Genomic DNA, 19,057 nt, shown 5'->3' on the forward strand with positions numbered 1-19,057 from the left:
TGATTTTAAATGCTTTATTTTCTTTTTGATGGACTTGGCACAACTCTTGGAATCTTCTTGTTGAAATTAATTAAAAATTAACAGGAGAATACCATGGGAATATTTAACCGCGTAAATGATGTAATTCAATCAAACATTGTCGCCATGCTTGATAAAGCAGAAGATCCAGAAAAACTTTTAAACCTGATGCTTACCGAGATGCAAGATGCATTGAATGAGTGTCGTAGTACAGCAGCCGCTTTATTGTGTGAAGAGAAAGTAATTAATCGCCAAATTGATACTAAAAAAACAGAATTAGCAGCTTGGCAAATGAAAGCAGAACGTGCGGTTGAGAAGGGCAGTGATGACCTTGCTAAATCAGCTTTACTTGAGAAGCAACGCGTTAACGAAAGCATTGAAAATAAGCAAACTCAACTAGAAACATTGCAAGAGTCTATTGCAAAAATTAAGTCTGATTGTGAACGCTTGCAGCAAAAAATGGCTATGGCTAAAACTAAGCAAGCTCAGTTAATGCAACGCCATAATGTTGCTATTGCTAGAGGGCGGATCAGTACGCAACTACAAAGCGATAAAGTAGCTCATGCGTTGTCTCGTTTTGAACAAATAGAGCAGCGTGTTGAAGGTATTGAAGCTCAAGTAGAGGCTTATGAGCTGACTGATACAGCAAGCTCTACCAGTGCCCAAATTGAGTCGTTAGTTAAAAATGAAAAAATTGATGCTGAGTTGGCTCGCTTAAAGGCGAACTTAAATACTAATTTAAAACACACTGCTTAGGAGATTGCTATGAACAGCTTTAATCGTCAACAAGGTTGGTATAAAGATACTCTGAATAAAAAAATATCGGGTGTTTGTAGTGGTTTAGCCCATAGATTGGACTTTCCGGTTTGGGCAACCCGCCTAGTTACTATCTTGTTGTTTTTGAGTTTTCCGTTTGCAGTTTCACTCGGCTATTTTATAGCGCATTGCTGCCTTGAAAATAAAGAGTATTAATACCAACAGGCATAAATATTTGAATAATTTAACGAATTAAATCACTCTATAACGTTGTTAAAATTTTATATAGAACAACTAGGTATAAAAATATTTGCCTAGTTATAGCGCAATTTTCTTATCGTTAAATAGGCCTCATATATAAGCCGGTTGGTATAAGGAGAATTACTATGAAAGCTTTGGCAGTATGTGTATTTATCTATTTATTACTGTTTACTGATTTAATAACGTTTGTGCAGATTGATTCTTGGCAGTTGCCGTTATGGATTGCTGACATTAGTTGGGCTGGGCTCGAGCTTGTAGGTGCTTTGGCCGCAATTATTGTTGTAGTTGCGGTAGTGGCTTTAATTACTATGGGATTAGTTGGTGCGGGTGTAGTGGCATTAGCAGGGACTGTTTTAGCGCTTTTATTCGGATCTATAATGATTGCATGGCCGTTACTATTTGTTGCAGTGTTGTGTTGGCTTGTTGCCGATAACAAAAAAGTAGCCTCTTAATCCTTAATTTGACTGACTATTATAGGTTAACTATGTTAAATTTAGCCTGTAATTTAAAGTTTTCATAAGGATAAGAATGATGACGAAACTATGTTTTTCGATGGCTTCTGCATTAATATTTAGTTTTTTTTCGTCATCGTTGGCGGCGCACTCAGGGCATGATCATGGTTCTGATGTGGCTGTGCTCGAAGTAACTAACGCGCAAGTTAGAGAGTTTTTACCTGGCAGTACTTCAACTGTAGGTTATTTAACCCTTATTAATCACAGTGGAGCCGCAGCAACTTTAACTAAGGCAACTATTGATGGCTTAGGGCGTGTTGAAATACACGAGCATTCACATGTAGACGGCATGATGAAAATGCAACAAGTTGAATCGGTTGAAATTAAGGCGCACGAAAGTGTCAGCTTTCAGCCTGGCGGTTATCATTTAATGGCATTTGAACCACAAGAGCCATTAAAAGTAGGACAAGAACGTAAACTCACACTATATTTTAGTGACGGTAATCGCTTATTTACTAATGCTCAAGTCGTGTCGCTTGAAGCGCAAGCTAAGCAGTCAAAACCATCTACTCAACACGCTCATCATTAGGAGTACACATGTCGCAACATAAAGGAAAAATAGCAGGAATAATTGTTTTACTGCTTATCATTTTTTACGCAATTGCTGTTTATTGGAGCACAGAACCTTCACGTTTTGACGTTGTTGCAAACGCGAAAGAGCAAGCGCAGCTTCGTAATGAAAAAATAGTAACGGGTTATGTAACTACTTCTACATTAATTACGGTAGCCAATACCTTACTAGATAAACCGGGTGGCTACTTATCAAATGATGTAATACCACCAAGTATTATTATGGATGATATGCCAGCGTGGGAATATGGCGCACTAGAAATGGTACGTGATTTATCGCTTTCTATGCGAAAAGATTTTAGCCGTTCTCAATCACAATCAACGGAACATGAAGCCCTTAAAAAGGCGCAGCCGCAGTTTAATATAAGCTCTGAGGCATGGGCATGGCCAAGTGCCGAAGGTGAGTACCAAAAAGGTATTGACTACTTAATGGTATATCGTGGACAAATTGCTAATGAGCATGAGCGCGATAGCCAATTTTACGCACGAGCAGATAACTTACGTAGTTGGCTTAAAGAAGCTGAAAAACGTTTAGGTAGCTTAAGCCAACGTTTAAGTGCCAGTGTAGGCCAAGAAAAAGTGAACACCGATTTAGCGGGTAATTCATCTAATAAACAAGCAACTCTTGCGCCACTGCAGCAGCAAGTAAGAACACCATGGTTAGAAATTGACGATGTGTTTTACGAGTCGCGCGGTGCAACTTGGGCATTACTGCATTTTTTACAAGCGATAGAGTATGACTTTAATGACGTACTTGAAAAGAAAAATGCACGTGTAAGCTTACAACAAATCATACGTGAACTTGAGGCGACTCAAGAAACAGTATGGAGCCCACTTATTTTAAACGGCAATGGTTTTGGCTATGTGGCAAACCATTCTTTAGTTATGGCAAATTATATTTCTAGAGCCAATGCGGCTTTAATCGAACTCAGCGAACTACTAGCTCAAGGATAAAAAATGAAAAAGTATTGTTTAGCAGCAGCCCTTTCAATGGCATGTTTAGCACCAGCAGCGCAAGCTGACACTCTACTAGGTTTATACGTAGGTGTTGATGGGTGGAAGTCAGATAACGATGGTCAATTTTCTTATAAAAATAATGCATCTCAAGATTTTAATTTTGAAGATGAGACTTTTGTAAGTTACTACGCAGCCCTTGAGCACCCTGTACCATTAGTTCCAAATATTAAATTAAAGTATACAGAGCTTGAGTTAAATGGTTCTGCGCTGCTTACAGATACATTTAGCTTCAATGGTTCTGATTATGTTGTTGGTTCTACTGTAAATACGGTAAGTGATTTAACGCATATTGATTATATTTTTTATTATGAAATTTTTGATAATGACTTAATTTCAATAGACCTAGGTTTAAATGCTAAGCAGTTTGATGGTGATATTGTTGTAAATGGTACTACTCAAAATGGTGGTACTAACTTTACCGAAACAAAAGACTTCTCTGGTTTTGTTCCTCTTGCATACGGCCGTGCCGAAGCTGGCTTACCATTTACTGGCTTAAGTGTATTTTTTGAAGGTAGCTTTTTGGCTATTGACGATAGCAAAGTACAAGATTACCAAGTAGGCGTAGCGTGGGAACTTATTGATAACCTAGCAGTAGATGTTGCTGTTAAAGCAGGTTACCGCTCTATGGTATTAGAACTTGATGATGTAGATGATATTACTACTGATATTGATGCATCTGGCCCATTTGCGGGTATTCAGGTTCACTTTTAATTAGTATTTTCTAATTAAACAAAGCGTGGCATATTATTTTATTGCGTGCCACGCTAAATCAAACTCTCCCTCCAGCGCATTATTAATTAACTGCTTATAAATTTTATTTACAGGAAAATTAATGAGTTTAGATAACTCATCACCTGTTTGCGTGAATTTATAATAGCTTAATACCAAGTCACTGCTTTTTGCTTTTAACGTTACTTTTTGCGATAAAAATGAAAGGGTAAGTTCTTGTCCCGCTTTAAGCACTGCAGATTCAATTTCTTTTCTATACAGTAAATTAAGATCCATAAGTGTTAAAATATCAGGAAAACTAATACCTGTTTTACCTAAATTTAGAGACACTTTATTGCCTTTTCGTAGCAAATCAAACAATGACGGCTTTTTGTAAAAGCCGAGTAATATAAAGTGGCTGTCGTCTTTTTCGTTATAGCCTGAGAGCGACACACATTTTTGCAAAGAGTCAGCTTCTCGCTGTGTCATATGCTTTAACGTTTGCAGGCTTTTAATTGAAAACGTACCAGGGTTGAGTGTTTCTCCCGTTAAAATTTTGGCCCATAAAGTTTGCATTGACGCATTTGAAGTATCTTCGCACAGTGCGATAAAATGCTCTACCCAGTCAGCATCGGGTTGTTTAGTACTTGCTACATCGGGGCAAAACCCCATAGCCATTGCTAAAATTGACTCTATATTTTGTTGTTGTTTTATTAGTAGTAAATCTTGGCGCTTTTGGGCACGAGCTAAAACAGAGTTTTCACTGTTGATATGATAAAGCGGCTTAACTTGGCCTTTAATATCGTAATTTTGTTCGGGGGTAGGCAATATTCCGTTACTGCCTATTTTTGTTATAGGGTAACCAAGTAAGGATTCGATAATGTTAGCAAGGTTAATTCTCGCTTGTGCTGTCTTGACTGGCATGGCTGTGCATTGTCCTTTGTGAATGACTAAGCTGAGCAACAGTTTTAAGGTTATTTAACCCCATTGAAACTGTATTACGGAGCACATATTCGCTCAAAATTGCGGTGTAACCCGATATTAAAGGGGCGGTTGTTTGTCCGTTAATCTTACATATTAAAGTGACGATACCGTTTTGCTCACTAAAATTAAAAGTCCCCCTAATAATATGCTCAGCATTTAAAAGTATATTAAAGCTGACCTTATTTTGACTCACCGAAGTTATGATCATTTCACCATATCCCCATTTGCCCTTCCAAGACTGATGAGCACCCAGACCAGAGCTCGGTTCGCCCAAGGTAAAACGTATACTGGGGTCTACTTTTTCCCATGGAGACCATTTTTGCCATTGATTAAAGTCAGTAATAAGCGGTTTTACTGCGTCAATATTTGCATTGATTTCTATTGTTTTATTTACATTATAACTTTGGGGAAGTATCAGCCCTACCAGCACTAATACCAATAACAATAACAGTACGCCTTTGATTAATATTTTTAATGGTTTAATAAGCACACCTTTTATTAATTTTTTGAGTTGAAATACAACAACTTTTTATTAATCGACTATAGTATGAATTAGATTATAAACCAAAAATAATTTATAAATTGCTACCTAGGAGAGCGAATGTCGTCAGATCAAAACGATTTTTTATTTTTTGAACAAGACTATGAAGATGATGCAGTAATTGAGCCGACTAAGTTTTGGGATATTTTAATTGTTGATGACGAACCTGAGATCCACTCTGTAACAAAGTTGGCTTTGTCTGGGGTTGAGTTCTGGGGGGCAGGCTTGCGATTTCATGATGCCTATTCGGGCGCTGAAGCAATAGAGATTTTAGCTAAAAATAACAATATTTCAGTTATTTTTTTAGATGTTGTTATGGAAACTGACGATGCTGGCTTACAGGTTGTAAAAAGGGTGCGTGACGAATTAAATAATCAACATGTAAGAATTATTTTAAGAACAGGGCAAGCTGGTAATACACCAGAGGAAAAAGTAATACGTGAGTACGACATAAATGATTATAAAACTAAAACAGAACTCACTCGCTCTAAATTAGTAACATCGCTCATAACCGCTATTCGCTCTTACGAGCAGGTATGCCAGCTTGAATATCAAAGTGATGCAATGAACACGATTGTTTCTGCATCAAAGTCTATTTTAGGGCTTACTGATATTAAGCAACTATGCAAAGAAATCATCAAGCACATGAGTATTATTTTAAAGTGTTCACCTCGAGGGCTTGTGTGCAGCAAATTAGATGGCGATGACTTTATTCAAGTCTTAGGTGGTTGTGGGCATTACGAAAACTACTTTGGTGAAAAATTAATTAATGTTGATAGCAAAGTATTTAAACAAGTCGAGTCGTGTTTTGATTTATCAAAGCATCAACATACAGACTCAAGTGCAACATTTGTATTAAAAAGTAAGCATAGAAAAGCGGCTTTATATATAGAATGTGACCATGTTCCTTTGCCAGCGCAGTTGCAGTTTGCTGAAATCTTTTTAACAAATGTGAGTGTGGCCCTGGATAATATAAGGCTGTTTGTAAAGTTAAGGGATGCAGCTTATAAAGATGTGCTTACAGGTATTTCAAATCGTACCAATTTTATTGAACGGGTAGAGCGTTATCAAAAACCGCACGTGAATGATTATGTATTTGTACTACTTGATATAGTTAATTTTGCAGATATTAATAACGGCTTAGGGCAAGAGGTCGGCAATAAAGTATTAATTGGCATTGTGCAAAGGTTAAAAGAAAACTACCCAACAGCTAAATTACTATCTCGTATTGGTGCTGATGTTTTTGGTTTTATTATTCGTCAAGGCGAACTCGACTTAAAAAAATTGAATGAGCAGTTAGGTGTTCCATTTTGCGCAGAAGAGCATACATTGCCTATCGATTTTAGATTGGGTTTATGCCAACAGCAAGACTTTCAAAGTAGCGGGATTGATACACTTAAAGTTGCTTATATTGCACTTAATCAAGCTAAAAAAACAAAACACAAAGAGGGAATTTATTACAGTGTAGACATGCAAGATAAAATGGCTTGGCGCATAGGAATTATTAGACAATTACGCCATGATTTTGCTCGAAACAAGTTAGAGGTATGGTATCAACCTCAACTTTCATTAGGAGACTTGTCTTTAATTGGGTGTGAGGCATTACTTAGGTGGCCCACTGGTAATGGATCATATATATCGCCAGCGGTATTTGTTCCTCTTGCAGAAGATGCGGGTTTGATTGTTGATATAGGGCAGTGGGTTTTAGAGCAAGCTTGCCAACAACAAAAGCGCCTAGAAAATATGGGTACCGAAATTTGTATTGCGGTTAATGTGTCTGTTCCGCAGTTTAAAGTAAAAGGTTATGCTCAAAACGTTAAAAATACATTATTAAAATATGGTGTTAAGCCAAAAAACATAGAATTAGAAGTCACTGAAAGCGTAGTAATGGATGAACTCGAAACTGTTATTAATACACTTAGAGAGCTTCAAGAGCTAGGGATGGAAGTTGCTATTGATGACTTTGGGACTGGCTTTTCATCGCTTAGTTATATACAAAGTTTACCCTTGGATAGATTGAAAATAGATCGTGCATTTATTAAAGATCTGCCAAATGATGACACTGGCGCTATTGCTGCCTTAGTTATTTCTCTTGGTGCTAAGTTGGGTTTAAAAACGATTGCTGAAGGCGTTGAAACACAAGAACAAGCCCAGTTCTTAAAAAACTTAGGCTGTGATGAGGTACAAGGTTTTATGTATGCTAAACCCATGCCTGAGCATGAATTGATAGAATTTATAAATAAACGCTAAAAAAGATTAACTTATTATTTAAGCTAATGAACGATTTAGAATTTAAAGCGCGATATGCTTTGACTACTTTGTATATATAAAGAATTTAGTAGGGTATAATTCGCGCCTTTTGTTATTCTACGGCCACAATTATGAGCACACTCAAAGCTAAGCGCGCCTTATTTTCATACCCTAAATACTGGGCTGAATGTTATGGCACCGCGCCATTTTTACCAACTACACGTGAAGAAATGGATGCACTTGGCTGGGATAGTTGCGACATAATAATAATTAGTGGCGATGCGTATGTTGACCATCCTAGTTTTGGTATGGCGGTAATCGGCCGTGTACTTGAAGCGCAAGGCTTTAGAGTGGGTATTATTGCCCAACCTGCATGGGACTCTAAAGATGCATTTATGGAGCTCGGCAGACCGAATTTATTTTTTGGTGTAACAGCCGGCAACATGGATTCGATGATCAACCGCTATACAGCGGAAAAACGCATGCGCCACGATGATGCTTACACGCCTAATAACGTTGGCGGTAAGCGCCCAGATCGCGCCGTGATGATTTACTCGCAAAAATGCCGTGAAGCATACAAAGGTATCCCAATTGTTATTGGCGGTATTGAAGCCAGCCTTCGCCGTATTGCTCATTACGACTATTGGCAGGAAAAAGTACGTCGTAGTATTTTGTTTGATGCAAAAGCCGATATTTTAATTTACGGTAACGCAGAGCGCCCGCTAGTTGAAGTTGCACACCGTATTGCGGCGGGTGAAACGATGGATACGATTCAGGATATTCGCGGCACCGCTGTTATTCGAAAAGAGCCTCTACCTGGTTGGCGTGGCAGTGATTCTACCGCTATTGATAAAATTGGTAAAATAGACCCTATTCCAAACCCATATGGCGCGGATGATGTTGGCTGTAGTAAATCTGAATTTAAACAAGCGGGTATTGATTTAAAAGCAGAAGCGGCAAAACCAATCATGGTTCAGCCTGCACGTCCTAAGCCGTGGGAAAAAACCTATGTTAAGTTACCTGCTTATGAGCAAGTAAGTGTTAACAAACCTTTATACGCCCATGCCTCGCGAATTTTACATCAAGAAACAAACCCTGGTTGTGCAAGGGCGCTTTACCAACGACATGGCGATCGCTCTATTTGGGTAAACCCGCCAGCATATCCATTAGAAACACATGAAATGGATGCTGTATTTGGTTTGCCGTATCAGCGTATTCCTCACCCAAGTTATGGTGATGCTAAAATCCCTGCTTACGATATGATTAAAACGTCTGTTAATATTATGCGTGGCTGTTTTGGTGGTTGTTCGTTTTGCTCAATTACAGAGCATGAAGGGCGCATTATTCAAAGTCGTTCACAAGAATCTATTATTGAAGAAATTGAACAAATTAGAGATAAAGTTCCCGGCTTTACTGGTGTTATTTCTGATTTAGGTGGCCCAACGGCGAATATGTATAAGCTGCGCTGTACGAGCAAAAAGGCCGAGAGTACCTGTAGACGCTTATCATGTGTGTATCCAGATATTTGTAAACACATGGATACAGATCATACGCCAACAATAGATTTGTATAAAAAAGCACGTGAAGTTAAGGGTATTAAAAAGGTATTGATTGCTTCAGGTGTACGTTACGATTTAGCTGTACGCGACCCGCGTTACGTTAAAGAATTAGTAACGCACCATGTAGGCGGTTACTTAAAAATAGCGCCAGAGCATACAGAGGATGGTCCATTATCAAAAATGATGAAACCAGGTATGGGAGCGTACGATCAATTTAAAGAACTATTTGATAAGTACTCTAAAGAAGCCGGTAAAAAGCAGTATTTAATTCCTTACTTTATATCTGCTCACCCAGGTACAAAAGATGAAGACATGGTAAACATGGCTTTATGGCTTAAATCAAACGACTTTAAGCTTGATCAGGTACAAAATTTTTACCCATCACCTATGGCTAATGCGACGACTATTTACCATACAGAGATGAACTCTTTACGTAATATAAAAAACAACTCAGAAGTTGTTCCAGTACCTAAAGGCGCACGCCAACGTAGATTACATAAAGCTATTTTACGCTACCACGATGCAGCTGGTTGGCCAATGATACGTGAAGCTCTACGTAAAATGGGTAAAGCTAATTTAATTGGTAAAGGGCCTAACTGTTTAGTGCCAGAAGAAGGGCGCGATGAAAAATCAGGTAAAGGTGGTAAAAAAGGTGGGCGTCCGGCACTAACGCGACATACCGGTTTTAGCCAATTTAAAAAGGCAAACACTAAGCCAAAAGTAGGCGGTAATCGTCAAAGCACACGTTAGTAACTTTATTTGCTAATAGATAAGGCTAATTGCGGTACGCGTTTTTTAGCTTTTTTATATGTAAATTAAGTCAGCTTTGCTCTTTATTATCTATATTATTGTAGGTGATAAAGGGTGAGGTTTTAGAGCCCCTCTCTTTAGATATCCTGTGCTAAGTTTAGCTTTTTTTTAAAGCATTGATGATAACCACAAACGCAATTTAAGTGACCATAACGGCTGAATGCCGGTGAGTCCTTGCGTCATTTTATTATCTTTTAAGATTATATAAGATGGCGTGACTTGTCCCTGCCAATCGGAAAATATCTCCCCGTGTTGATCGTTAACAGTACTGAAGCTGTAGCCTTGCTCATTTAAATAATCATGCAGCTCTTGATCAGAGCCTGATTTTATCGCGATGCTCACAACAGGGTATTTATTCTCGTTTGCGAGTTCGTTTATGGCAGGGGAGGTAATAGTACAAATAGGACACCAAGTTCCCCAAAAATACACAAGCGTGGGTTTATCTTGGCTCATTGCTGCTAAATCAATGTTTTGCGCTTTATAATCGATTAATTGTAATTGAGGATTTGCTGGCATGACAGGTTGCCGCCACCAATTGACGGCGGTATAAATGACGAAAAATATAGAGCCATATACCAATACACTTTTTAATATGGATACGCTTTTTTGTTTTAGCGTTTTTTTAGGTATGTCATTTTTATGTTTGGTATCCGTTGCCATAGCTACTGATTTACCCTAAGTATTTTTGCTGTAGTTCTTTACATTTAAAGCGTTTAATTTATATCAGCAGCCATGTAGCAGTACCTAAAAAGGCGAATATGCCAACAATATCAGTCACCGTGGTTAGCACCACACTCCCTGCAAGAGCAGGGTCTATATTCATTCTCTTAAGAATTATTGGAATACTTGCACCAGCAACACCTGCCACCACTAAGTTCATAAACATAGCGAAGGCGAGTACGCCACCAAGCATAAAGTCCCACTGCCATAGCGCAATAACACCCGCAATTAATAGTGACCACAAAATACCGTTTAGCGCGCCAATGGCCAGTTCTTTCATCATCAAGAAACGTTGGTTTGTTTGGTTTATATGACCTACTGCAATACCGCGGATAACAAGCGTTAATGATTGGCTACCAGCAACACCACCCATAGAAGGGACAATACCGTTAAGCACAGCCAAAATAGGGAGCACATCTAAAGTGCCTTCAAAAAAGCTAGCTACAAAAGCAGCTGCAAGTGCGGTTAGTAAATTAACTCCTAGCCAAACTGAGCGTTTTTTAGAGCTTTTTAGTACAGGCGCGAATGTATCCTCTTCATCATCAAGACCGGCTAGGCTTAATAAGCTATGCTCGGCATCTTCTCGGATTACATCAACGATGTCATCGATAGTAACACGACCGAGGAGTTGGTCGTTATCGTCCACTACAGGGGCCGATATCCAATTATGACGCTCAAATAATTGCGCTACTTCACTTTCATCCATAGAGATTGGGATAGACTCACAATCTTCATCCATTAAATCGCGGACAATTTTTTCTGGCGGATTAGTTAATAATGTACTCAGCGATAAAGCGCCTATAAAGCAGTTATGTTTATCAACAACATATAAATCATCTGTACCCTCTGGTAGCTCACCACGCAGTCTAATATAACGAAGTACAACATCGAGTGTTACATCAGGGCGAATGGTCACCGTATCGGTGTTCATTAGTGCACCAGCTGAACGCTCTTGATATGACAGTGCTTGCGTGGCACGTTCACGGTCTTGAATGTCCATCGCGCTAACAACGTCTTTATAGACGGTATCTGGCAGGCTACGTAATACTTCACCTAAGTCATCGTGGCCCATATCTTCAGTTGCGGCGGCAATGTGCTTAGGTTCCATTTGGGCAATAATGCCTAAACGAACATCTTCAGATAATTCTTCAAGAACATCACCCTGCACATCAGGATCGACCAATTGCCAAAGCAGTCGGCGAATTTTATGCGGTGATGATTCTAATAATAATGCGGTATCACAAGGAGCCGTTTTTGCGAGCATGCGCCTAACTTGAACAAACTGACCACTATTGAGTGACTTCGTCACCTGTTTTAGTTGCTGTAGTGGGTAATCTTGTTCAAAAGCTTCTGGCATTGGCGTCCTTTATAAATTGTTATATTACTTTATGGGGGGAGGTGAGTTAACTGGCGTTACTAACCTATTTATTTTATATGTCTGTTTTAATTGAAGCATTAGTAATGCGAATATTGTTTTTATAAAACAGGTTATTCTTGTTCATTAAAGCGTTGTGCTATTAATTCTCCAACAGCGTGTAAAGCTTGCTCAGAATCAGGGCCTTTACAAACAACTTTAACTTCTTTTCCTTGGCTACTTTCAAGTAACATTAATGCAAGTACGCTATCGCCTGCGGCTTCTTTGTCATCTTGGAATAATGTGATTGTCGCATCAAATTGTACTGCTAATTGCGCAAGCACAGTAGCTGCTCTGGCGTGTAAGCCTAATTTGTTTTTTATTAAAAAGGTATCTTCACAATGCATAACTTACTCTACCTAAGCTGAACAGGTGATTATTCAGCTATATTATTTTTCTTGCTCGCGATGGCGAATTTTTACATTGGGATGTGTCATTGCAAAACTTTCACCGATAGTTTGCGCTAAATACACAGAGCGATGTTGCCCGCCTGTACACCCAATAGCAATGGTTAAATAACTGCGGTTATTTCTTTCTAAATGCGGTAACCACGTTTGTACAAATGTTTGAATTTGCCATGTGAATTTTTGCACTATGCTGTGATTAGCTAAATAGTCTTTAACCGGTTGATCTAACCCATTTAAAGGCTTCAACTCTGGTTCCCAGTGTGGATTTGGTAAAAAGCGTGCATCAAATACGTAGTCTGCTTCTTTTGGTATACCGTGTTTAAAACCAAATGATTCAAATGTGACAATCAGTTGCTTATCTTTTTTACCTAAAATCTTTTCACGAATAGATTCAGCGAGTTGATGAACACTTAAATCAGTCGTATCTATCATAAAGTCGGCGCGAGTGGTTAATACATCAAGTAATTCTTTTTCTTTTTTGATGGCTAAATCAAGCGGCAACGAGTCTATTGATAGTGGGTGTAATCTGCGTGTTTCTGAAAAGCGTTTGATCAATGTCTGATCGTCGCTATCTAAATAAAACAACGTAGGGTTTGCAAAGCCAGGCAAGTATTCAAGAATATCGTTAAATTCATCTTGTTCTTTAGGGATGTTGCGCACATCAATGCTAACAGCAATTTTATCGTAGCTATCAGACACACTGCGAACTAATGAAGGTAGTAGGTTTACTGGAATATTATCAACGCAATAATAACCTAAATCTTCTACAACGCGCAAAGCAACCGACTTTCCAGAACCAGAACGACCGCTTATGATAATTAACTCCATTTAACACCCTTTATAAAACTATGATTGATCGACAATAACTTGGTAAAGCTCAGTATCAGATTTTGCACTGCGTAACTGTTTACAAAAATCTTTGTTGTTTAGTTTATCAGCAATGGTTGCTAGAGTCTTTAAGTGCTGCTGGTTATCGCCATCTGGTACGATGAGTGCGACAAAAATATCAACAGGGCGATTATCGATTGCATCAAAGTTTATTGGAGTTTCGCTAACGAGCACTAAAGCCAAAGGCTCTTCTGCACCGCTCATTCTTCCATGAGGAATAGCAATGCCACGCCCTATACCTGTACTACCTAATTTCTCTCTGCTCATTAAAGCATTAAGAATATCTTGTTGCGGTAAATACGGAAGTTTGTCGTGAGCAAGTTCGCTAATGAACTCTAAAATTCTTTTTTTGCTATTAAAAAGGACCGCAGCTTTGCTGCAGTCCTGGCATATAAGTGAACTTAATTTCATCATATTAGTGTCGAGCAAGCTTCTCTTTGTGTTTGATTACTTGGCGATCGAGCTTGTCGATCAACGAGTCAATAGCGGCATACATATCTTGATGTTCTGTAGAGGCAAATAGCTCAGCACCGCTTACGTGTATTGTGGCTTCTGCTTTTTGATTTAATTTTTCTACATCGAGAATGACATGAACATTATTTATATGATCAGAGTGTCTTTCAAGCTTCGCAAATTTAGTATTAATATAGTCTCTTAGTGAATCGGTTAATTCTACGTGACGACCAGTTAAGTTTAGTTGCATAAGCATTACCCTCTTAGTTTAGCGTCTTAAATCAGACTTTTACGCTGATTTGACGGTGGAATAGCAAGAGATTCGCGGTATTTTGCGATTGTACGTCTTGCTACTTTAATTCCTTGCTCAGCCAATATATCCGCTATTTTGCTATCACTCAATGGTTTTGCTGAGTTTTCTGCTGCGATTAATTTTCGGATAAGCGCACGTATTGCTGTAGATGAACATTCACCACCGTTTTCAGTACTTACATGGCTTGAGAAAAAGTATTTAAGCTCAAATATACCACGGGGTGTATGCATGTACTTTTGAGTAGTTACGCGTGAAATTGTCGATTCGTGCATTTCTACCATTTCAGCGACATCATTTAAAACCATTGGTTTCATGGCTTCAGGGCCATGTTCAAAAAAGCCTTGTTGTTGCTTAACAATACAATTAGTAACTTTCAATAGCGTGTCGTTTCTACTTTCTAAGCTTTTAATAAACCATTTAGCTTCTTGTAAATGTGAGCGAATAAACTGGCTGTCACCACTTGATTTTACAGTGCGAGACATTGCCGCGTATTGGCTATTAACACGAATTTTAGGCATGCTATCTGGGTTTAATTCGACAACCCAGCGGCCTTTAATTTTTTTAACTGACACATCAGGAATAACATACTCAGATTCTTCCCTTACAATAGTATCTGCAGGTTTTGGGTTGAGAGTATGTATTAGTGTCATTACTTCTTTAAGCTCTTCTTCTTTGAGCTTAGTTTTTTTCATTAATGTACGATAGTCGCGAGCTGCTAATAGATCAATATGCTCGGTTAAAATCATTTTCGTTTCATTAATGTAAGGTGTTTCTTTATCAAATTGATTAAGCTGAATACACAAACACTCTTGTAAACTACGTGCAGCAATACCAACAGGATCAAACAGTTGGATGCGTTTTAATACCGCTTCAATTTCATCAAGTTCAACTTCGTTATCATCTTCGTTATCATCTTCGTTTTCTTGATTAAAGCTTTCTAAAATCTCTTCGCAGCTTAGTGTTAAAATACCTGAATCATCGACGGCCTCTACAATCGCAATAGCGATGGCTTCATCGGTAGGGCTAAATGGCGTTAGTTGTAATTGCCACATTAAATACTCATGGAGCGTTTCAGTAGAGGCGCCTTGGTATATTGATTCGTCTTCAGGCATTGGACCTGATGAGGCTGCTGGGGCGGCACTCATGTACTCATCCCAACTAACATCCATAGCCATGTCGTCACTTAGCGTGTCTTTTGCAAGTGCTTCACCAGTATCTTGTTCGTATTCGCTCGGAGCATCATCAGCAGATGCGCTAACAGTTATGTCATCGGTATCAGCTTTTTGCTCGTTTTTACCAGCAGCGTCTTCAGAATAGTCTGCCTCTTCAACCTCTAATAGTGGATTACTGTCGAGAGCTTCTTGTATTTCTTGCTGGAGATCCAATGTACTGAGTTGCAACAAACGAATAGCTTGTTGCAACTGTGGAGTCATTGTAAGTTGCTGGCCCATGCGCAGCTGTAGTGATTGCCTCATGTATCTCTAACAATCCTTTTATGTTGTTATAATTAATACTAGCAGATGCTTAAAGACATGGCGTAAATGTTACAGCCTAAATTGCTCGCCTAAGTAAACATCGCGTACTGTTTTATCATTTAATACGTGTTCTGGAGTACCTGATGCAATCAGCTCCCCATGAGAAACAATGTAGGCTTTTTCACAAACATCAAGGGTCTCTCTTACGTTATGGTCGGTAATTAAGACACCAATCCCACGATTTTTAAGATGTTCTATTATTTTCTTTATATCTAATACCGAAATAGGGTCAACACCGGCAAACGGTTCATCCAGTAGTATAAATTTAGGATCTGCTGCCAGCGCTCGTGCTATTTCTACACGACGACGTTCTCCACCCGATAATGCCATACCTTGGCTATCACGAATGTGTTGTATGCTAAATTCATCTAATAAGTTATTGAGCGTGTCTTCTCTGGCTTGTTTATTTAGTTCTTTGCGCGTTTCTAAAATGGCCATTAAGTTTTGATAAACAGTCAGCTTTCTAAAAATCGATGACTCTTGTGGTAAGTAGCCTATGCCTAATCTAGCACGACTATGCATAGGTAAAAGAGTAATATCGTTATCATCAATAGATATTTTACCTTTGTCGCTAGGAACAAGCCCTACAATCATATAAAAAGTCGTTGTTTTACCAGCACCGTTAGGGCCAAGTAAGCCAACTATACTGCCAGCTTGTACTTCAAGGCCGACGTTTTTTACAACTTCACGACCTTTATAGCTTTTTGCCAATAGTTCTGCTTTTAATGTGCTCATGGTTGACCTTTATCGCCTTTTTTACTTTTTTTAGTTTCGATCGGTACTAAAATTGTGTGAACGCGGTCAGTTGAGTTTTCATCTTTTTCGGCACTGATTAGCTGCTGCTCTATATCGTAGGTAATGCTTTTAGCATTTATTTTTTGTCCCGCTTGCGATACTTGTGCATTACCAACAAGCGTTAAAAAACGCTTAGATACATCATAACGCACTTCGTCAGCACTGGCGCTCATAGTCGTGCCATCTGATTGCTTTTCTTCAAAGTGCGCAGGGCTACCTGTGGCAATTAATAATTGTTTATTATCACCAAGTTCATCACGTTTGTGTACTTCTAGGCGATCGGCTGTAATGCGGCGATTACCGTGAATAATCTCAACGTTTTTCTCAAAAATACCCACATTAGCTTTTAATTGACCTTCTTGCTTGTCGGCACTTATTGAAATTTGATTGGCAGCAGGTTGCGTGTTTTGTTCTGCAGCACTACTATTAAACGCTAGTATAAGTGTAGGAATTATAAGTGATTTTAATATTTTATTGGTCATAATATATGGTTCGCGTATGGTTAATTAGTTTTATCACTTCGGTTTTCAAGTCGGCTTCTAGGCCTTTACCGGTGATTTTTAAATTCGGTCCAGTGATAATGACGGGTTGCTCCGAACGCATTGTTAATAGCTTTATATCTACCTGAATATTATCAGCATTGATTTTGTCTATCATGGCGTTATCGGTTAAATTTTTGGCAACCACATTACCTTCTAAAATTAATTGTTTATCTTCGTATAATGTTGCTTCGTCTGCATTTATTTGCCACGTTTGTTGTTCGTTATATAAAGTAAAAATGGGTTTTTCGAAAAACGTGAAACCTAATTGCTGGTATAGCTCCATTTTAGCCGCAGTGACTTTGTGGCTAATTTTACCTTGCTCATCATAGGCTGTCTGTTTGAGCTCAATAGCTATGTAATCAGGCTTAGCAACAACTTCAGGCTCAGCCTGAGGCACAATATTTGTTTGTGTAAAATAAGGGTACCAAAGCCAAACCATACAGCTAATGAATAAAACGCTTAATATTATGCGCGCTGCATTCATGAACTAGTGCCTTGTGTAGTCAATGTTTTACCATTTTCAAGCATGAGCAAATCGGTGAGTTCTCTCACAGCACCAAAACCGCCAGGCATTTGCGTTACATAATGTGACAAACGCTTAATAAGTGGGTGGGCATCATTTACTGCAACGGCAAAGCCTACTAACTCCATAACAGGCATGTCAGGACCGTCATCACCAATATAAGCAATTTGTTCATCGCTAAGGTTGAGTTTATCTTTTAATTCTTGATAGGCAATGAGCTTATTTTCTTGGCCTTGATAAATATGCTGTACGGTTAAGCTGCTCATACGTTGTTGTACTATCTGTGAATGACGACCAGTAATAACAGCTACTTCAAAGCCACTGTTTATAAGTGCTTTAATGCCAAAACCATCTTTTGTATTAAATGCTTTTAGCTCTTCACCTTGATTGCCAAGGTAAATACGGCCATCAGAAAATACACCATCAATATCGCATATAAGTAGTTTTACTTTTTTAGCGCGTGCTTTTGCATCATCGCTCAGCGGTTGATAGAGTTCTTCAAATTGCATTTATAACACTCCTGCTTTTAATAGGTCTTGCATATTTAATGCGCCAATAGGTTGGTTTTTCTCATTGACGACGATTAGGCCATTTATACGTTTACGTTCCATAATATTGAGCGCTTCAGCGGCTAAAATATCTTGTGTAGCTGTAGTGCATGACTTAGTCATAACAACATCTATTTGTGTTGTATGAATGTCAATTCTTTGCTCTAAAATGCGACGTAAGTCACCATCGGTAAATAACCCTACGAGTTGCTGATTTTCATCAACAATGGCTGTCATACCTAACCCTTTAGCTGACATTTCTATTAGGGCATCTTTAACTGTTTGTGAAACATCAATAATAGGTGTATTTGCGCCGCTGTGCATAACATCTTTTAAAGTAAGTAATAAGCGCTTGCCTAAACTACCACCTGGGTGAGATAGCGCGAAGTCATCAGCTGTAAAGCCGCGAGCTTCTAATAATGCAACTGCCATGGCATCGCCCATCGCAAGCGTTGCAGTGGTACTTGATGTAGGGGCTAGACCCAATGAACAGGCTTCTTTTTCTACTTTAATACACACATGTACATTAGCAAGGGTCGCCATGGTTGATTGTGTATTGCCAGTCATTGCTATCATTTTGGCACCAAGTCGTTTTAAAACCGGAATGATATTTAAAACTTCGCTGGTTTCCCCTGAATTAGAAATAAGCATAACCACGTCATTTTTAGTGATCATACCTAAATCACCATGACTTGCTTCACCAGGGTGAACAAAAAACGCTGGGCTGCCAGTACTTGCAAGGGTTGCCGCTATTTTATTGCCAATATGGCCTGATTTTCCCATGCCAATGACAATAATACGGCCTTCACAATCGTACATTAATTGGCACGCATTATGAAAATTTTCATCTACATATTGTGCAATATCACTAAGTGCTTGGCGCTCAACATCTAAAACGCGAAGGCCTTGTTCAATAAAGTTTAGCGTTGCCAT

22 protein-coding genes are annotated in these 19,057 nt (G+C 38.8%); 8 read left to right on the plus strand and 14 right to left on the minus strand.

The genetic code is table 11. The features are described from left to right. The first annotated feature begins 93 nt into the window (after positions 1-93). From JG479_RS02825 to JG479_RS02850, 6 genes are all read left to right on the plus strand, one after another. Positions 94-774 carry a PspA/IM30 family protein gene (locus JG479_RS02825; protein WP_039485436.1) on the plus strand — a complete coding sequence of 227 codons (681 nt, stop codon included), beginning with the start codon at positions 94-96 and terminating at the stop codon, positions 772-774. Positions 775-783: 9 nt separating this feature from the next. Further along, the gene (locus JG479_RS02830; protein ID WP_200219919.1) at positions 784-990 is read left to right on the plus strand and encodes a PspC domain-containing protein; all 207 of its coding nucleotides are present in this window, start codon (positions 784-786) and stop codon (positions 988-990) included. 170 nt (positions 991-1,160) lie between these two features. Further along, positions 1,161-1,487, plus strand: coding sequence for a hypothetical protein (locus tag JG479_RS02835; RefSeq protein WP_200219920.1), 327 nt, complete (start codon positions 1,161-1,163; stop codon positions 1,485-1,487). A 79-nt stretch (positions 1,488-1,566) separates the two neighbouring features. Next, positions 1,567-2,076, plus strand: coding sequence for a copper chaperone PCu(A)C (locus JG479_RS02840; protein ID WP_024595803.1), 510 nt, complete (start codon positions 1,567-1,569; stop codon positions 2,074-2,076). An 8-nt stretch (positions 2,077-2,084) separates the two neighbouring features. Continuing rightward, positions 2,085-3,071 carry a DUF2333 family protein gene (locus JG479_RS02845; RefSeq protein WP_024603343.1) on the plus strand — a complete coding sequence of 329 codons (987 nt, stop codon included), beginning with the start codon at positions 2,085-2,087 and terminating at the stop codon, positions 3,069-3,071. A gap of 3 nt (positions 3,072-3,074) precedes the next feature. Further along, positions 3,075-3,845, plus strand: coding sequence for a TIGR04219 family outer membrane beta-barrel protein (locus JG479_RS02850; RefSeq protein WP_002957929.1), 771 nt, complete (start codon positions 3,075-3,077; stop codon positions 3,843-3,845). Between the two features lie 33 nt (positions 3,846-3,878). Here JG479_RS02850 and JG479_RS02855 read toward each other — a convergent pair whose 3' ends face one another. Both JG479_RS02855 and JG479_RS02860 read right to left on the minus strand, forming a co-directional pair. Further along, positions 3,879-4,766 (minus strand): TIGR03899 family protein, encoded by an 888-nt coding sequence (locus JG479_RS02855; protein WP_039485422.1) that lies wholly within the window; start codon positions 4,764-4,766, stop codon positions 3,879-3,881. Then, positions 4,735-5,316, minus strand: a complete 582-nt coding sequence (locus JG479_RS02860) for an SRPBCC family protein (RefSeq protein WP_080945049.1) — start codon at positions 5,314-5,316, stop codon at positions 4,735-4,737. The genes JG479_RS02855 and JG479_RS02860 overlap by 32 nt, the downstream gene beginning before the upstream one ends. A gap of 111 nt (positions 5,317-5,427) precedes the next feature. On the opposite strand from JG479_RS02860, the gene JG479_RS02865 reads away from it, so the two are divergent. Both JG479_RS02865 and JG479_RS02870 read left to right on the plus strand, forming a co-directional pair. After that, positions 5,428-7,617, plus strand: a complete 2,190-nt coding sequence (locus JG479_RS02865; protein WP_200219921.1) for a bifunctional diguanylate cyclase/phosphodiesterase — start codon at positions 5,428-5,430, stop codon at positions 7,615-7,617. 131 nt (positions 7,618-7,748) lie between these two features. Beyond that, the gene (locus JG479_RS02870; RefSeq protein ID WP_182694728.1) at positions 7,749-9,926 is read left to right on the plus strand and encodes a YgiQ family radical SAM protein; all 2,178 of its coding nucleotides are present in this window, start codon (positions 7,749-7,751) and stop codon (positions 9,924-9,926) included. 168 nt (positions 9,927-10,094) lie between these two features. Here the strand turns inward: JG479_RS02870 and JG479_RS02875 are convergent, their stop codons facing one another. From JG479_RS02875 to JG479_RS02930, 12 genes are all read right to left on the minus strand, one after another. Continuing rightward, positions 10,095-10,502, minus strand: coding sequence for a protein disulfide oxidoreductase (locus JG479_RS02875; protein WP_234047868.1), 408 nt, complete (start codon positions 10,500-10,502; stop codon positions 10,095-10,097). Between the two features lie 202 nt (positions 10,503-10,704). Continuing rightward, positions 10,705-12,063, minus strand: a complete 1,359-nt coding sequence (gene mgtE, locus JG479_RS02880; protein ID WP_002957935.1) for a magnesium transporter — start codon at positions 12,061-12,063, stop codon at positions 10,705-10,707. 131 nt (positions 12,064-12,194) lie between these two features. Continuing rightward, complete coding sequence (locus tag JG479_RS02885) at positions 12,195-12,467, minus strand: HPr family phosphocarrier protein (RefSeq protein WP_002957937.1); 273 nt, start codon at positions 12,465-12,467, stop codon at positions 12,195-12,197. A gap of 42 nt (positions 12,468-12,509) precedes the next feature. Further along, positions 12,510-13,355: an RNase adapter RapZ gene (gene rapZ / locus JG479_RS02890; RefSeq protein ID WP_002957938.1), complete on the minus strand. Its 846-nt coding sequence runs from the start codon at positions 13,353-13,355 to the stop codon at positions 12,510-12,512. 18 nt (positions 13,356-13,373) lie between these two features. Beyond that, positions 13,374-13,826, minus strand: coding sequence for a PTS IIA-like nitrogen regulatory protein PtsN (gene ptsN, locus JG479_RS02895; RefSeq protein WP_024595797.1), 453 nt, complete (start codon positions 13,824-13,826; stop codon positions 13,374-13,376). A 4-nt stretch (positions 13,827-13,830) separates the two neighbouring features. Further along, positions 13,831-14,118: a ribosome hibernation promoting factor gene (gene hpf, locus JG479_RS02900; RefSeq protein WP_007580301.1), complete on the minus strand. Its 288-nt coding sequence runs from the start codon at positions 14,116-14,118 to the stop codon at positions 13,831-13,833. 26 nt (positions 14,119-14,144) lie between these two features. After that, on the minus strand, positions 14,145-15,656 hold the full coding sequence (locus JG479_RS02905) for an RNA polymerase factor sigma-54 (protein WP_200219923.1): 1,512 nt from the start codon (positions 15,654-15,656) through the stop codon (positions 14,145-14,147). Positions 15,657-15,725: 69 nt separating this feature from the next. Beyond that, on the minus strand, positions 15,726-16,451 hold the full coding sequence (gene lptB / locus JG479_RS02910) for an LPS export ABC transporter ATP-binding protein (protein ID WP_002957942.1): 726 nt from the start codon (positions 16,449-16,451) through the stop codon (positions 15,726-15,728). Continuing rightward, on the minus strand, positions 16,448-16,993 hold the full coding sequence (gene lptA, locus JG479_RS02915) for a lipopolysaccharide transport periplasmic protein LptA (RefSeq protein WP_002957943.1): 546 nt from the start codon (positions 16,991-16,993) through the stop codon (positions 16,448-16,450). Before lptA ends, lptB begins: the two co-directional genes overlap by 4 nt. After that, a complete protein-coding gene (gene lptC, locus JG479_RS02920) occupies positions 16,983-17,537 on the minus strand; it encodes an LPS export ABC transporter periplasmic protein LptC (protein WP_002957944.1) in 555 nt (184 codons plus the stop codon). Before lptC ends, lptA begins: the two co-directional genes overlap by 11 nt. Beyond that, on the minus strand, positions 17,534-18,085 hold the full coding sequence (gene kdsC / locus JG479_RS02925) for a 3-deoxy-manno-octulosonate-8-phosphatase KdsC (protein ID WP_002957945.1): 552 nt from the start codon (positions 18,083-18,085) through the stop codon (positions 17,534-17,536). The genes lptC and kdsC overlap by 4 nt, the downstream gene beginning before the upstream one ends. Then, positions 18,086-19,057 carry a KpsF/GutQ family sugar-phosphate isomerase gene (locus tag JG479_RS02930; RefSeq protein WP_002957946.1) on the minus strand — a complete coding sequence of 324 codons (972 nt, stop codon included), beginning with the start codon at positions 19,055-19,057 and terminating at the stop codon, positions 18,086-18,088.

Source organism: Pseudoalteromonas sp. LC2018020214 (assembly GCF_016598755.1).
GTDB classification, from domain to species: domain Bacteria; phylum Pseudomonadota; class Gammaproteobacteria; order Enterobacterales; family Alteromonadaceae; genus Pseudoalteromonas; species Pseudoalteromonas distincta.